The sequence below is a fragment of the Bradyrhizobium sp. 1200_D9_N1_1 genome, assembly GCF_052075915.1.
In the GTDB taxonomy this organism is placed as follows: Bacteria; Pseudomonadota; Alphaproteobacteria; order Rhizobiales; family Xanthobacteraceae; genus Bradyrhizobium; species Bradyrhizobium diazoefficiens.
In genome coordinates, this window is record NZ_CP197226.1 from 6,712,764 (window position 1) to 6,727,145 (window position 14,382).

8 protein-coding genes are annotated in these 14,382 nt (G+C 67.3%); all 8 read right to left on the reverse strand.

The window, feature by feature from the left end:
• The 8 genes from AB5K84_RS32200 to AB5K84_RS32235 all read right to left on the reverse strand — a co-directional run bounded on the left by AB5K84_RS32200 (position 1) and on the right by AB5K84_RS32235 (position 14,380).
• Positions 1 to 1,116 carry a sensor histidine kinase gene (locus tag AB5K84_RS32200; protein WP_011085770.1) on the reverse strand — a complete coding sequence of 372 codons (1,116 nt, stop codon included), beginning with the start codon at positions 1,114 to 1,116 and terminating at the stop codon, positions 1 to 3.
• Positions 1,117 to 1,119: 3 nt separating this feature from the next.
• Positions 1,120 to 3,753, reverse strand: coding sequence for an ATP-binding protein (locus tag AB5K84_RS32205; protein WP_051000272.1), 2,634 nt, complete (start codon positions 3,751 to 3,753; stop codon positions 1,120 to 1,122).
• Between the two features lie 185 nt (positions 3,754 to 3,938).
• The gene (locus tag AB5K84_RS32210; protein WP_038965761.1) at positions 3,939 to 5,456 is read right to left on the reverse strand and encodes an FAD-dependent oxidoreductase; all 1,518 of its coding nucleotides are present in this window, start codon (positions 5,454 to 5,456) and stop codon (positions 3,939 to 3,941) included.
• A 78-nt stretch (positions 5,457 to 5,534) separates the two neighbouring features.
• Positions 5,535 to 6,431 (reverse strand): alpha/beta fold hydrolase, encoded by an 897-nt coding sequence (locus AB5K84_RS32215; RefSeq protein ID WP_038965754.1) that lies wholly within the window; start codon positions 6,429 to 6,431, stop codon positions 5,535 to 5,537.
• Between the two features lie 120 nt (positions 6,432 to 6,551).
• On the reverse strand, positions 6,552 to 7,379 hold the full coding sequence (locus AB5K84_RS32220; protein ID WP_028172344.1) for a metal-dependent phosphohydrolase: 828 nt from the start codon (positions 7,377 to 7,379) through the stop codon (positions 6,552 to 6,554).
• A gap of 315 nt (positions 7,380 to 7,694) precedes the next feature.
• Positions 7,695 to 8,573: a transglutaminase family protein gene (locus AB5K84_RS32225; protein WP_011085763.1), complete on the reverse strand. Its 879-nt coding sequence runs from the start codon at positions 8,571 to 8,573 to the stop codon at positions 7,695 to 7,697.
• Complete coding sequence (locus AB5K84_RS32230; protein WP_011085762.1) at positions 8,570 to 11,083, reverse strand: circularly permuted type 2 ATP-grasp protein; 2,514 nt, start codon at positions 11,081 to 11,083, stop codon at positions 8,570 to 8,572. The genes AB5K84_RS32225 and AB5K84_RS32230 overlap by 4 nt, the downstream gene beginning before the upstream one ends.
• 27 nt (positions 11,084 to 11,110) lie before the next feature.
• On the reverse strand, positions 11,111 to 14,380 hold the full coding sequence (locus AB5K84_RS32235; protein WP_011085761.1) for a transglutaminase family protein: 3,270 nt from the start codon (positions 14,378 to 14,380) through the stop codon (positions 11,111 to 11,113).
• Between the last annotated feature and the right edge of the window lie 2 nt (positions 14,381 to 14,382).

Sequence of the window (14,382 nt, forward strand, 5' to 3'; positions counted from 1 at the left end):
TCAGTCCGGAATGCTGAAATAGAACGCCGCCCCCTTGCCCACCTCGGCGCTGGCCCAGATGCGTCCGCCATGGCGTTGCACGATGCGCGATGCGATCGAGAGGCCGATCCCCGTGCCCTCGTACTCATCGGAATCGTGAAATCGCTGGAACGCCGCGAACAGCTTGTCGGCCTGCTGCATGTCGAAGCCGGCGCCGTTGTCGCGCACGCAATAGACCGTCTCGCGCCCTTCGGTCCAGCCGATCACCGTGACCAGCGGCTTCTCCCGGGCGCGGGTGAACTTGAACGCGTTGGAGAGCAGATTGACGAGCACCTGCCGCAGCAGAGCCTGATCGCCGACGCATCCGGGAATTTCGCCCAAATGGACGAAGACCTCACGGCCGGCATGCTGCCGGCGCAGTTCGTCGACGACCTCGCCGACGAGTGCTCCGACATCGACCGGCCCCTTCGACAGCGGCTGGCGGCCGAACCGCGACAGGCGCAACAGTCCGTCGATCAGGCGCTGCATGTGCTCGCCGCTTGCCAGGATGGCGCCGGCCAGCTGCTGCGGCTGGTCCGGCCATTGCGCGGAATGATCCTCGATCAGCGTCTCCGCATAGCCGACGATGACCGAGAGCGGACCGCGCAGATCGTGCGCGACGGAATAGGCGAATGCCTCGAGCTCCCGGTTGGCGGCTTCGAGCTCGAGGGTCCGCTCGCGGACCCGCAGCGCCAGCTCCGCATTCTCCAGGTGCAGGCGCCGCACCGCGAGCGCGCGCTCCAGCACGGGAATGACGACGCTGAGCTTGAACGGCTTGAGAATGTAGTCGAGCGCCCCCGCCTTCATGGCCTCGACCGCCGTCGCGATGGTGCCGTCGCCGGTCATGATGATGCCGACCAGATGCGGATCGATCTCCCGCGCGGCCCGCAGCAGCTCGATGCCGTCCATGCCCGGCATCATCAGGTCGGCGAGCAGGAGGTCGCATTTCGTGCGCTGCAGCTCCGCCAGCGCGGATCTGGCGTCGGTGAAGCCGACCGCATCGTAATCCTCGACTGGCAACGTGTCGCACAGCGCCCGCATCTGCGCAGCCTCGTCGTCAACCACCAGGATGCGGGCCTTTGACTTTGCGGTCGGCATTTCCTATTCGCTCACCTCTATCGCACCCTGTGCGCGGCCGGGCTCGCAGCATTGCGCCAGCGTTTCCCTCAATTCGCGAAGCTTCGGCGGCTTGCTCAGGAGGCAGTCGACATGGGCCGGCATGTCATCCTCGGACATCAGGCGCTTGCCCCATCCGGTCAGCATGATCACGGGCGTGGCGGGCGACGCGGCCTTGATCGCGCTCGCCACCTTGCGGCCGTCGACATCAGGCATGCCGAGATCGGTGATCACGGCGGCGAAGGTCTCGCCGCGCGCGGAGGCGGCGCGGAACGCGGCGATGCCCGCGACGCCGTCATTGGCCGTCGTCACGACGTGCCCCTCCGCCTCCAGCGTATTGCACAATGATTTCAGCAGGAGCGGATCGTCGTCGACCAGCAGCAGGCGCAGCCGGGAGAGCCTCGCGGATTCGAGCCTGTCCTGCGACGGCGTGGCCGGCGCCGCTTGCGGGACCGGAAAATTCAACGACACGGTGGTGCCGCGACCGACGGCGCTGTCGATCTCGATCTCGCCGTTGTGCCGCCGGAGGACGCCGTAGACCATCGCCAGGCCCAATCCGGTTCCGCGCTCCCCCTTGGTCGTGAAGAACGGTTCGAGGCAGCGCCGGCGGGTCTCCTCGTCCATGCCCAGCCCGTCGTCACCGACCTCGACCCGCACCTGGCCGTGCCCGTCCGCGCCGCCGGCAAGCTTGGTGCGCAGCATTAGCGTGCCGCCGCCGGGCACCGCATCGACGGCATTGAAGATGAGATTGATCAACGCTTCGCGGATTTCGCTCTCGATGCCAGAGATCGCGGGCAATTGCTCCGCGAGCTCGGTGCGCAGCGCGATCACGGTTCCGCGAAGCTGCGGCATGTCGCTCCACCGCGCCCGCGTGAGGTCGACGACCTGCTGCACCAGCTGGTTGAGATGAACCGGCATCAGCGTCAATTGCGGCTCTCGCTGCCGGTAGAACTCGCGCATGCGCGCCACGGTATGGGCCACGTCCTCGACCGCCCGCTGGATCGTCTCCAGATAATCGCGCGTGCGCGCACTCAGGCCCGGCTCCCGTTCCAGCAGCGATTGGGTGTAGAGCGACACCGGCGAGAGCGCATTGTTGATGTCATGGGCAATGCCGCTCGCCATCTGCCCAAGGGCGCGCAGCCGCTCCTGCTGCATCACGGCCTGCTGGGTCTGCCGCAGATCCTCGTAGGCCTGTTGCAGGGCGCCATGGAGCTGCGCCTGATGGGCGGCGAGCGCGACGTGCTCGCTCAATTGCCGCAGGAACTCGCATTCGCCGCTGCTGAAGCTGTCCCGCTCCTTCCGCGCCGCGACGAGGACGCCGAACACCCGGCTCTCCACCTGGAGCGGGGCCAGCACCATCGCCCGCAGCCCGCCCCGCGCGAGTCGGACCGGGAACGGAAAGGACGACCGCGTGATGTCAGGCTCATAGACGAGCTGACCCATCACGCAACGCGAAAGGCCGTTCTCGTCGATGTCGATCCGCGACCGTTCGGGCATCGCTAGCTCCATGGCCAGCGCACCGCTCTTGATCCCGACGCATTCCACCGTCAGCACGTGATCGACCGCGTCGTGAAAGCACAGGCAGCCGAAATCCACCGGCAACTGGTCTTCGAGACTGCGAACCACCACCTGGAAAATGCTGTTGAGATCCTGCCGCTCGCCGATCGCGCGGGTGATCTGGTGCAGTAGGCTCAATCGGGCGAGTTGCGCCTGGGCCTTCTGCTCCGCGTGCCTGCGCACGAGAATTTCGGATTCCAGCGCAAGATTGGACGCTGCAAGCTGTGCGGTCCGCTCCTCGACACGCACTTCCAGCTCCTCGTTCAAGCGCGCGAGCTGGGCTTCCGCCCGCATCCGCTCCAGCATGTCCGACGAGGCCATCCGCATCATCGAGAGCAGCAGGACGAGGCGCCCGGCGACCTTGCCGAGGTGAGCGACCATCGCCTCGGTGTCGTGCGGTGCCTGCGAGTAGAGCATCGCGACGTGGCCGAGCAGAACGACCGCCCCCATCAGGGCCAGCGGCCCGAAGATGCGGTCCGTCGCTCGCAGCCGCCAGCACAGAACGCAGGTGATCGCCCACAACAGCGGCGCCACGATCAACACCGGACGGGTGATATCGAGCAGGCCCGGCGGGCGATATGGCGGAAGGCGCTGGAAGATCGCAATCAGCAGCACCGCGACGACGGCCATGAACAGTGCAAAGGCCGGCATCCCGACCCGATCCCGCCGCGCCGACCAGATCGCGGCGAGAATTCCGATCGCGAGGATGTGGGCGGCCGGCGGCCATGTCGCCGGCCGGAGAAATTCCCGCAGCTGCATGACGAACGCCAGCGACCCCGACCATTCCACGATCACCAGCACGTGGAGGAACTCCAGGACGAAGGTCGCGCCGAAGGCGATCGCGAGCCGCTTGGACAGCGGCTGTTCGATGCGCGCGCCCATATCCCAGAGCAGCAATGCCAGCAGCCCCGTGATGAGGGTGATGCTGGTGTCGAGAATGGTGTGGAGTTCCGGATAGTTCTGTCGTCCGGCGCCGAGCAGAAACACGCTGCCAATGCCAAAGGCGATCAGGACGCCCGCGACACTGAGCGATCGATTTGCAGTGCTGGCCCCGCTGTCCATATCGCTATCTTTGAGAAAGGGACGGCTCGAATCGAACGTCAGCGATGTTTCCGCCCTTTTTGCAGCGTATGCAATCTATACGTGCAGCAACCGCGAGGGAAGCGGCAGAGCCGCGGCTGCTCGCCTGCGACGATCCGGCAGGTGAATTGGCGCGCCGGGGGCACCGCCGGAGCGACGGCGGCGGCTCACAGGCCCCGCCGCTCCATGTCGAGCTCGGCCTTGAGGCTGTCGAGATCGCGGTAAATCGAGGCGACCGCAAGCACGCGGCCGGCCTTGCGGTACTTCAGCAGACAGTCCCTGCCGGCAATGCTGCCGTCGATCACGATGTCGTCAAAACTCTCGGCGTGGCCGACATAGTTGATCGGCACATCGTAGTGCTGGCTCCAGAAGAACGGCACGGCATCGAAGCGTTCGCGCCGGCCCAGCATGTTGCGCGCCGCGGTCTGGCCCTGCCGCTCCGCGACCACCCAGTGCTCGACGCGGATGGTTTGCCGCGAATGCGGATCGGGCCAGCGCGCGATGTCGCCAGCCGCAAAGATGCCGGCGATGCTGGTTTCGAGATATTCGCTCACGCTGACACCGCGATCCGCCGCAAGCCCCGCCTTCTCGGCCAGCGCAAGGCGCGGCTTGACGCCGATGCCGACCACGACGAGGTCGGCCTCGATGACGCCGCCGCTCTTCAGCGTCGCGCGCGTACCGTCGAGCCTCTCCACAGTGTCCCCGAGGTGGAAGTTGACGCCATTCTCTTCATGGAGCGCGCGAACGAAATCGCCCATCTCCGGTCCGAGCACGCGCTGCATCGGCCGCTCCTCCGGAGCGACCACATGGACCTCCAGCTTGCGTGCCCGTAACGAGGCCGCGACTTCGAGGCCAATGAAGCTGGCGCCGATCACCAGCACGCGCGTGGCGCTGCCGGCGGCCTTGATGATGGCCCGGCTGTCGGCGACGGAGCGCAAGGTGTGGACATGGGGCTGGTCGGCGCCCGGAATCTGCAATTTGACCGGCTCGGCGCCGGTCGCGAGCAGCAGCCGGTCGAACGGCAGTCTGTCGCCATTGCCCAGCGTGACGCTGCGTGTCTTCGCATCGATCGCGGAGACATTCGTGTTCAGCCGGAGATCGATGCCCGCATCCCGATAATAGTCCTCGCCCCGCAGCGGCAGCCAATCCTCCGGTGCGTTGCCGGCAAGATAGTCCTTGGAGAGGTTCGGCCGGTCGACCGGCATGGCGCCGTCATCGCTGAGCATGGTGATGGCGCCGGCAAAGCCCTCGCGCCGGAGCATCTCGGCCGCCGCGAAGCCGGCCGCGCCGCCGCCGACGATGACGAATTTCTCGGGCGCCGGCGCGCTGCGGGCGGTCGGCTTCGGTGCCTCACGCTTGCGCTGAACGATGATCCTGTCCTGGTCCCGCGTCACCTCCCATACGGCCAGCGCGCTCAAGGCCGGCGGGCGCGTCGCCTCGCCCGATCGCAAGGAGAAACAGGCGTGATGCCAGGGACAGCGGATGGTGTCGTCCACCACCAGGCCTTCGGCGAGCGGGCCGTGATAATGGCTGCAGGCGGGTTCGATCGCGAAGACCTCGCCGCCCGCCTGGACCAGCAGCACATCTTCCGCGCCGACATGGCCGAGCAGCTTGCCGTCCCTGAACGCGGTGAGCGCCACGCCTTCGGTCAGATCCGGTCCGCTGGGCTTGCTTTCCTCGCTCATGGTCATCTCCCTCGCAACTCAACGCGCAGCTCAGGATTGGACGGCGGGACCGGCGAAAAGTTCCCGCGATCGCTAAAATCAGGACCCGGCAACCGCCTTGCGCACGTCGGCCACGGCCTGCGCCCATTCGGCCGGCCGCTCCTGCGGCAGGTTATGACCGGCGCCTGCGAACACGCGCCGCTCGAAAAAGCCCTCGAACTTGCGCGCGTGATGGGCGGTGCCGGTATTGACGCCGTCGCTGTCGCCGTCGATTGCGATCGTCGGGACGCGGATCGGCGGCTGTGCCGCAAGCTTTTCCTCGATCCCGGCATAGGCGGGATCGCCCGCGACCAGCGCGTAACGGTGGCGGTAGGAGTGGATCACGACCTCGACGAAATCGGGATTGTCGAACGAGGTTGCGCTCCGCTCGAACGTCGCATCGTCGAAGGCCCATGTCGGCGACCACATCGACCAGAGCTGGCGGGCGAAGCCGCGCCGGTTGCGCTCCAGCGCGCGGCGGCCGCGCTCGTTGTGGAAGAGATATTGATACCAGAGCGCCGCCTCATGCGCCGGTGCCGCGGGCTCCATGGCGCGGGCGATGTCCTGGATGTTGTAGGAATTGCCGGAGACGAGCCCGACAACGCGCGCGGGGTGCAACGCCGCAACCACGCAGGCCGCGCGGCCGCCCCAGTCATAGCCGCCGACGACCGCGCGTTCGATGCGAAGCGCGTCCATGAAGGCCAGCAGATCGGCGCCCAGCGCCGCCTGCTCGCCGGAGCGCAGCGTTTCCGGGAAACGAAACCGCGTCGGCCCGTAGCCGCGCAGCCAGGGCACCAGCACCCGAGCGCCGGCCTGCGCGATGATCGGCGCAGTCTCGGCATAGGCATTCACGTCGTAGGGGAAGCCGTGGCCCATGATGCAAGGCCAGCCGTCAGGCGTGCCGTATTCGAGATAGGCGATGTCGAGGACATCCGTGGTGATGGTTTTTTGTCGCATGATTTGCTTACGGATTTGCGCGAGGTCGTAGCCCGGATGAGCGCAGCGACATCCGGGGATTGGCGACACCGGACCCGGATATCGCTTCGCTCATCCGGGCTACAAGGCTACAAGCGTCCCCTACTTCTGCGGGCCCGACAGCGAGATGTCGCGTTCGGCGCGGAACACGTTGCTGTAGAGGTTGGCGATCCACTGCCGGCCGATCTCGGTCTTGTTGAGGTAGCCGATCTCGGTCTGGATATGCGGTGCGACGCTGTTCCAATAGAACTGTGGATAGCGGTTCACGATGTCGGCGGGCGAGTCGTAGCCGAGTTGTCGGTTCATGCCGACCTCCTCGAACTCGTAGTAGAGCGCGTTGGCCTTGCGCAAATAGTTGGGATCTCCGAGCTGGCCGATGAAGTCGGCGGCACGCAGGATCGAGGCCTCGTCGTCATAGTCCTGGCCTTCCCGGGCCGGAAACCGCGTGCCCTCGATGGCGCGGGCAATGCGTTCCGGATCGAGTCCGGGAATATGTCGCAGCCGCCGCGTCACGTAAAGCTTCGACCGATCGACGTGATACATCATCAAGCTGGCATCCGATGCGCCGCGCGGCAAACAAATCTTGGTGTCGGCGGCATCGATCACGAAGCCGTCGACGTCATCCTCCTCGAACAGGCCGCGCACATAGCCGATGTCGTGGGCAAGGCAGGCGATCAGGATATGGACGTAATCCGCGGCCGACAGATGCGTATGAAGACTTCGGCCACTGAGGATGGAATGGCCGGCCAGCGTCACCAGCATCGTATGCTCGATATTGTGATAGAGCGCATCGCTATTGCCGATGCATTCCATCGCGGTGCGGGTCGCGCTCTCGACGATACTTGCAGAAGTCTCGTCGTACCGGCGACGCATGAACGTACCGAGCAACTTCTCCAGGGATTCGGCCGCCAGCCTCGGTAACGTGATCATGGATGCAGCCCCGCTTGTCGGTGGTGTTCCACGCCAACTCCCCACGTCTCATTCATGTCCTCGACGCAAAGGCCAGCATAGCCCATCTTTTGCCGGGTGACCAAATCCCGGAACAAAAATACGGAAATATGTTGCGTTGCGCGCTGCGACATCGCGTTTGCGGTCACGGCGCGATACACCCGGGGCGGGCTCGGCAGGACTGCGGCCGCCCAACACAAATCAAATTCGCTTTATCGGATGTTGACAAGAGACCACGGGAACGGGCCGCCGCCTGGCGCATGCGCCTGCATCGTCCTGGACGGCGGAGACCCGCGGTCATTCCACCAGCAGCACGTCGACGGCGACGCCGAGCTTCTGCTTCGGCGAACCGACGATGATGCCATCGACCGGGGAGACGTCGGAGAAGTCGCGCGCGACCGCGAGCACGATATGGTCGCCAGCGACCAGAAGATCGTTGGTCGGATCGAAATCGACCCAGCCCAGCTCCGTCCCGCACCACAGCGACAGCCAGGCGTGGGTGGCGTCGGCGCCTTGCAGCCGCGGCTGGCCCGGCGGCGGGATGGTGCGCAAATAGCCGCTGACATAGGCCGCCGGCAGGCCGAGCCCGCGCAGCCCTGCGATCATCACATGGGCAAAGTCCTGGCAGACGCCGTGCCGCTTGTCGAAGACCTCGTTGAGCGGCGTCGAGATCACCGTCGCCTTGGGATCGTAGCGAAACTGGTTGCGGATGCGGTGCATGAGATCGACCGCCCCTTTGACGATGCCCTCGCCGGGTGGAAAGCTCTCCGCCGCATAGGCGCTGACCGGACGCAGCACCGGCACCAGCGGACTCGCAAAGACGTAGCCGACCGGGGATGACGGCCCGAGGCTGGTTGCCTCGAATGCGATGTCGCGGATGCTCTCCCAGGCCGGGCTGACAGCATCGCGCGCCGGCGGCTGGCGCGAGACGGCGACGCGCGAGCGCGAGTCGATGCGCAAATTGCGATGCGCGGCTTCGATTACCACGCTCTCGGTCAGCGTGCCGAAGAAGTCGCGGCGGATATTGCGCTCGGACGGGCGCGGACGGATCTCGACCTGGTGCGAGATCAGTTCCTGACCGCTGCCGCTCTTCGGCTCCAGCCGCAGCGTGCAGCGGGCGAAGCTGACCGGACTCTCGTATTCGTAGGTGGTGACGTGACGGATGTCGTAGATCACGCCAGCCCCGTCAGCTTTTCCGGCCGGCTGGCATTGGGGCCATGCGGGAAGTAGTGCAGCCCGATCGCCTCGGCGAGGCTGAGCAGATCCTGCTCCAGCGAGAACAGCGTCTTGACCTCGAGCTTCTCGGCCTCGGCCGTCGCCAGCATCGCCTGCACCGCCACCGCGAGCCGTTGCGGCTGCTCGATCAGGCCGTGCTCCTTCAGGCTCGGCAGCGCCGCGATGTGCTCGTTCAGCGTCGCCACCTGGAACGCGACCGAACGCGGGTTGAAGCCGTCGAGCACCGCGAGGTCGCGCACCGGCGCCAGGATCGGCGCCAGCAGATAGCGCGAGCGGTAGGTGATCTGGGAATCCACCAGTGTCAGCAGGATGTCGAGATCCTCGTCGCCGGCCTCGTCATAGGCGAACTGGCGCGCGAATCGCGCCGTGTTGATGGCGCGCTCGGTGCGGCGGCCGATGTCGAGGAAGCGCCAGCCGGCGGCGCGGTTCATGTTCTCCTGCGCAAGGCCGGCAAAGCTCGCCAGTTCCTGCAAGGTCAGCTCGGCCGCGCTCAGCACGCTGTCGTCGTCCTCGACCTCGTAGGCGAGGCGCTCGGCCATCTCGGTGATGACCTGCCAGGCATCGGGCGACAGCCGCTCGCGCAAGGAGGTCGCGGTGCGCAGCGCCGCGCGCACCAGCGACAGGGCCGAGCCGAAACGCTCCGCGCTCTGCAACGCCTCGGCAGCGATCCGCCCGGGGGCCGCGCGCGATGTCTGCGAGATCGCGCCCCAGGCCACCAGCAGGCGCTGGATGCGTTCGGCCGATTGCAGCGAGGCCGCGGTGCCCTTGTTGGGCCCGCTCGGCGAGCCGAGCGCGCGCACCAGCCGCAAGGTCGCCTCGGCGCGCTCGAGATAGCGGCCGAGCCAGAACAGATTGTCGGCGGCGCGGCTCGGCAGCACGCCCGCGATGCGGCGGATCCGCACCTTGTCGGTCGCGGGCAGCAGCGTCGCGGTCGAGACCTGCTTGCCCGAGACGACCCAGACGTCGGCGGCGCGGGCGCCGTCGCCCATCGACACCGCGCGCGCATCGGCCTGCTCGGCGATGCGGCAGAAGCCGCCGGGCATGATGGCCCAGCCGTCAGGTGTGGCGGCTGCGAACACGCGCAGCACGAAGGGGCGCGGCGTGATCTGGCCCTGCTCCCACACCGGCATGGTCGAGAGCCGCACCACCTCCTGGCCGACATAGTCCATGCCGCGTGCGCCGATGGCGTCGATCAGGCGCTGGCGTCCGGCGGCGTCGAGCTCGCTCGCCAGCACCGGACCGTTGCTGTCGAAGCCGGGAACGCCGCGGCGGTAGGCGCCCTCGATCGCGACCTCGTCGAGCCGCGACAACACCTCGTCGCGCGCGATGCGCTGGCCGCACCACCAGGTCGCGATGTGCGGCATCTTCAGCTCTTCGCCGAGCAGGCGGCGGCTGAGCGCCGGCAGGAAGCCGAGCAGCGCCCGCGCCTCCAGCACGCCGGAGCCCGGCATGTTGGCGACGACGACGCCGTCCTTGCGCAGCACGTCGATCAGGCCGGGCACCCCAAGCCGCGAAGACGCATCGAGCTCGAGCGGATCGAGCGAATTGGAATCGACGCGGCGGAGCAGCACGTCGAGCCGCTTCAGGCCGGCGACGGTGCGGATGTGGATGCGGTTGTCGCTGACGGCGAGATCGTCGCCCTCGACCAGGAGGAAGCCGAGATAGCGCGCCAGCGTCGCGTGCTCGAAATAGGTTTCGCTGAAACTGCCGGGCGTGAGCACGCCGATCCGCGGCTCGTCGCGATCGGCGCGTGCGCGCAGGCTGTCGCGGAACGCCTCGAAGAACGGCGCGACGCGCGGCACGTTCATCGACTTGTAGAGATCGGAGAAAGCGCGCGAGAGCACGAGGCGGTTCTCCAGCGCATAGCCCGCGCCTGAGGGCGCCTGCGTGCGATCGCCGAGCACCCACCAGCGACCGTCGGGCCCGCGGCCGACATCGGCGGCGTAGAGCGAGAGATAGCGCCCGCCCGGCGGCGGCACGCCGCAGACGGGACGGAGATATTCGGGACTGCCGGCGATCGCGGCCGCCGGCAGCGCGCCTTCCGCGACCAGCCGGCCCTCGCCATAGATGTCGCGCAGCACGAGCTCGAGCAGCTCGGCGCGCTGGGTGATGCCGTCGCAAAGCTGCTTCCAGTCGGCCTCGTCGATAAGCAGCGGCAGATGGCTGAGCGACCACGGCCGGTCGGCACTGTCGCCGGGGGCGCGGTAGGTGACGCCGGCCTCGCGGAGGTGGCGGTCGGCCATGCCGAACCGCCGCTCGATCTCGTCGGGCGCAAGCGCGCCGAAGGCATCGAAGAAGCGGCTCCAGACCGCGCGCGGGGCGCCGTCGGGCCCCAGGAACTCGTCGGGAATGCCGGGCAGGCGGCTATAGTCGCGGACCCATTGCGCGAGCCGGCGCTGGCTTTGCGCCTTACCCGCCTTGTCGTCCTCTTCGGCTGCGCCCTCGCCCATGCGCCTCTCCCTGCCCCACCCTCATACTCATTGCAGGAGCGGGGTTCGCAAGTCGAGGGTCAGCGGAAACTCATTTGTGCGTTCCTCGGGCGGCGGCTGCATCGGCCCCGGCGTATGGCCATGGTCCTGGAAGCGCGCCAGCCGCCGCGCCTCGGCCTCATAGGTGTTGACCGGCTTCGTGTCGTAGCTGCGCCCGCCCGGATGGGCGACGTGATAGACGCAGCCGCCGAGCGAGCGGCCGTTCCAGGTGTCGATCAGGTCGAAGGTCAGGGGCGCGTGAACCGGAATGGTCGGGTGCAGGCCGGAGGCCGGCTGCCAGGCCTTGAAGCGGACGCCGGCCACGGCCTCCGAGGAGCGACCGGTCGAGGTCATCGGCAGGCGGCGGCCGTTGCAGGTCACGATGTGGCGGCCCTCGACGAAACCCTCCGCCTTGACCTGGAGGCGCTCGACCGACGAGTCGACATAGCGCACGGTGCCGCCGGCCGACCCCTCCTCGCCGAGCACATGCCAAGGCTCCAGCGCCTGGCGCAATTCCAGCGTCACGCCGCCATGATGGACGCGGCCGAAGGCGGGGAAGCGGAATTCGAGCTGGGCCAGATACCATTCCGGCTCGAACGGATAGCCGAACTGCTTCAGCTCGGAGAGCACGTCCAGGAAGTCTTCCCAGATGAAATGCGGCAGCATGAAACGGTCATGCAGCGCCGTGCCCCAGCGCACGAACTTGCCCTGCTGCGGCTCGCGCCAGAACTTTGCGATCAGCGCGCGGATCAGGAGCTGCTGCGCTAGCGACATGCGCGGATCGGGCGGCATTTCGAGCGCGCGGAATTCGACGAGGCCGAGCCGCCCCGTCGGACCATCGGGCGAATAGAGCTTGTCGATGCAGATCTCGGCGCGGTGGGTGTTGCCGGTGATGTCGACGAGCAGATGCCGGAACAGCCGGTCCACCAGCCACAGCGGCGTCTGGTAGCCCGGCGGCGGCACGTGCGAGAGCGCGATCTCGAGCTCGTAGATGCTGTCGTGCCGGGCCTCGTCGATGCGCGGCGCCTGGCTGGTCGGGCCGATGAAGAGGCCGGAGAAGAAGTAGGACAGCGACGGATGCCGCTGCCAGTACAAGACCAGACTCTTGAGCAGATCGGGCCGGCGCAGGAACGGCGAGTCCTGAGGTGAGGAGCCGCCGACCACGACGTGATTGCCGCCGCCGGTGCCGGTGTGGCGGCCGTCCACCAGGAAGCGGTTGGCGCCGAGGCGAACCTTCGCCGCGTCCTCATAGAGGCCGGAGGTGATGTCGACCGCGTCGCGCCAGCTCTTGGCCGGCTGGATGTTGATCTCGATGACGCCGGGATCGGGCGTCACCTTGATGACCTCGATGCGCGGGTCGAACGGCGGCGGATAGCCCTCGACATGGACCTGGAGCTGCATCTCCTCGGCGGTCGCTTCGAGCGCCGCGACGAGTTCGAGATAATCCTCGATCCGCTCGACCGGCGGCATGAAGGCGCAGAGCACGCCGTCGCGGACCTCGACCGACATCGCGGTGCGCACCGGGATCGACGTGTTGAGATGCTCGGGCGCGACCCGCGGCGGCGCTTCCGGGCGCGCCGCGAGGGTGAACACCGGCAGCTTGCCCCGCGCCTCCATCGGGTCGCGCTCGATGATGTAGGGATATTGGTTCGGCGGGACGTAGCCGAGCGAACCGATCGGCAGGCGCAGGCCGAGCGGGGAATCGCCCGGCGTCAGGAACAGATGATTGCGCCGCAACGTCCAGCGCTCGCTGCGCCAGCGCGGCGGCGCGTTCCAGCGCTGCACCGGCAGCACGAAGCCGCGCGGGGTGTTGAGTCCCTGCTCGAACACCCGCGCGATCCGCGCACGTGCCTCCGGATCGGACAATTTGGAGTCGGTCGGATCGACGTTGACGGGAAGCTCGGCCTCCTTCTGAAGCCAGAGTGCGGTGTCTTCATAGGCCGGCATGATGTAGCCGGGATCGAGCCCAAGCCGCAGCGCCGCGCCCTCCATGAAGGCCTCAGCGTCCTTCGCCCGGGCCGGCCGCGGATTCTCGATCTTGGCGATCAGGTCAACATTCTTCCAGATCGGCACACCGTCCTTGCGCCAATAGAGGCCGAAGGCCCAGCGCGGCAGGCTCTCGCCCGGGTACCATTTGCCCTGGCCGTAATGCAGAAGCCCGCCCGGCGCGAAGCGCGTGCGCAGGCGGCGGATCAGATCGTCGCCGAGCGCGCGCTTGGTCGGGCCGACGGCCTCCGTGTTCCACTCCCCCGCCTCGAGATCGTCGACCGAGACGAAGGTCGGCTCGCCGCCCATCGTGAGCCGCACGTCCGCGCTCGCGAGATCGCCGTCGACCTGCTCGCCGAGATCGTTGAGCCGCGCCCAGGATTCGTCGGAGAACGGCTTGGTGATGCGCGGCGCCTCGCGGATGCGCTTCACGCTCATGTCGAAGGCGAACTCGACCTCGGCAAAGCCGGCACCGCCGGAGATCGGCGCGGCCGAGCGATAATGCGGCGTGGCGGCCACCGGGATATGCCCCTCGCCCGCCAGCATGCCGGAGGTGGCGTCGAACCCGATCCAGCCCGCGCCCGGCAGGTAGACCTCGGCCCAGGCGTGCAGGTCGGTAAAGTCGTTCTCGACCTCGGGCGGTCCCTCGATCGGATCGATGTCGGGACGGATCTGGATCAGGTAGCCGGAGACGAAGCGGGCGGCGAGCCCGAGATGACGCAGCGTCTGGATCAGGAGCCAGGCGGAGTCGCGGCACGAGCCGGCGCCAGAGGAGAGCGTCTCCTCCGGCGTCTGCACGCCGGGCTCCATGCGGATGATGTAGCGGACGTGCTTCTGAAGCTCGCGATTGAGATCGACCAGGAAGTTGACGGTGTTCGGGGCTTCATGCGGGATCGTGTCGAGAAATTTCGCGAACAGGCGATCCGGCTTGACGGTCTCGAGATAGGGCGCCAGCTCCGTCTTCAGGTCCTTGGGATATTCGAACGGGAAGCTGTCGGCATAGGGCTCGACGAAGAAGTCGAACGGGTTGACCACGGTCATCTGCGCCGTGAAATCGACCTCGAATTTCAGCTCGGTCGTCTTCTCCGGAAAAACGTAGCGCGCCAGCCAGTTGCCCTGCGGATCCTGCTGCCAGTTCACGAAATGGTTGGCCGGCGTGACCTTGAGCGAATAGCTCAGGATCGGCGTGCGCGTGTGCGGCGCCGGCCGCAGACGGATGGTCTGCGGACCAAGATCGATCGGGCGGTCGTATTTGTAGTGCGTGACGTGGTGTAACGCGACGTAGATCGACACGG

Excerpts from the sequence above, each read along its gene's own strand:
- AB5K84_RS32200 (WP_011085770.1), bottom strand. The coding sequence starts at position 1,116 with ATGCCGACCGCAAAGTCAAAGGCCCGCATCCTGGTGGTTGACGACGAG.
- AB5K84_RS32205 (WP_051000272.1), bottom strand. The coding sequence starts at position 3,753 with ATGGACAGCGGGGCCAGCACTGCAAATCGATCGCTCAGTGTCGCGGGC.
- AB5K84_RS32210 (WP_038965761.1), bottom strand. The coding sequence starts at position 5,456 with ATGAGCGAGGAAAGCAAGCCCAGCGGACCGGATCTGACCGAAGGCGTG.
- AB5K84_RS32215 (WP_038965754.1), bottom strand. The coding sequence starts at position 6,431 with ATGCGACAAAAAACCATCACCACGGATGTCCTCGACATCGCCTATCTC.
- AB5K84_RS32220 (WP_028172344.1), bottom strand. The coding sequence starts at position 7,379 with ATGATCACGTTACCGAGGCTGGCGGCCGAATCCCTGGAGAAGTTGCTC.
- AB5K84_RS32230 (WP_011085762.1), bottom strand. The coding sequence starts at position 11,083 with ATGGGCGAGGGCGCAGCCGAAGAGGACGACAAGGCGGGTAAGGCGCAA.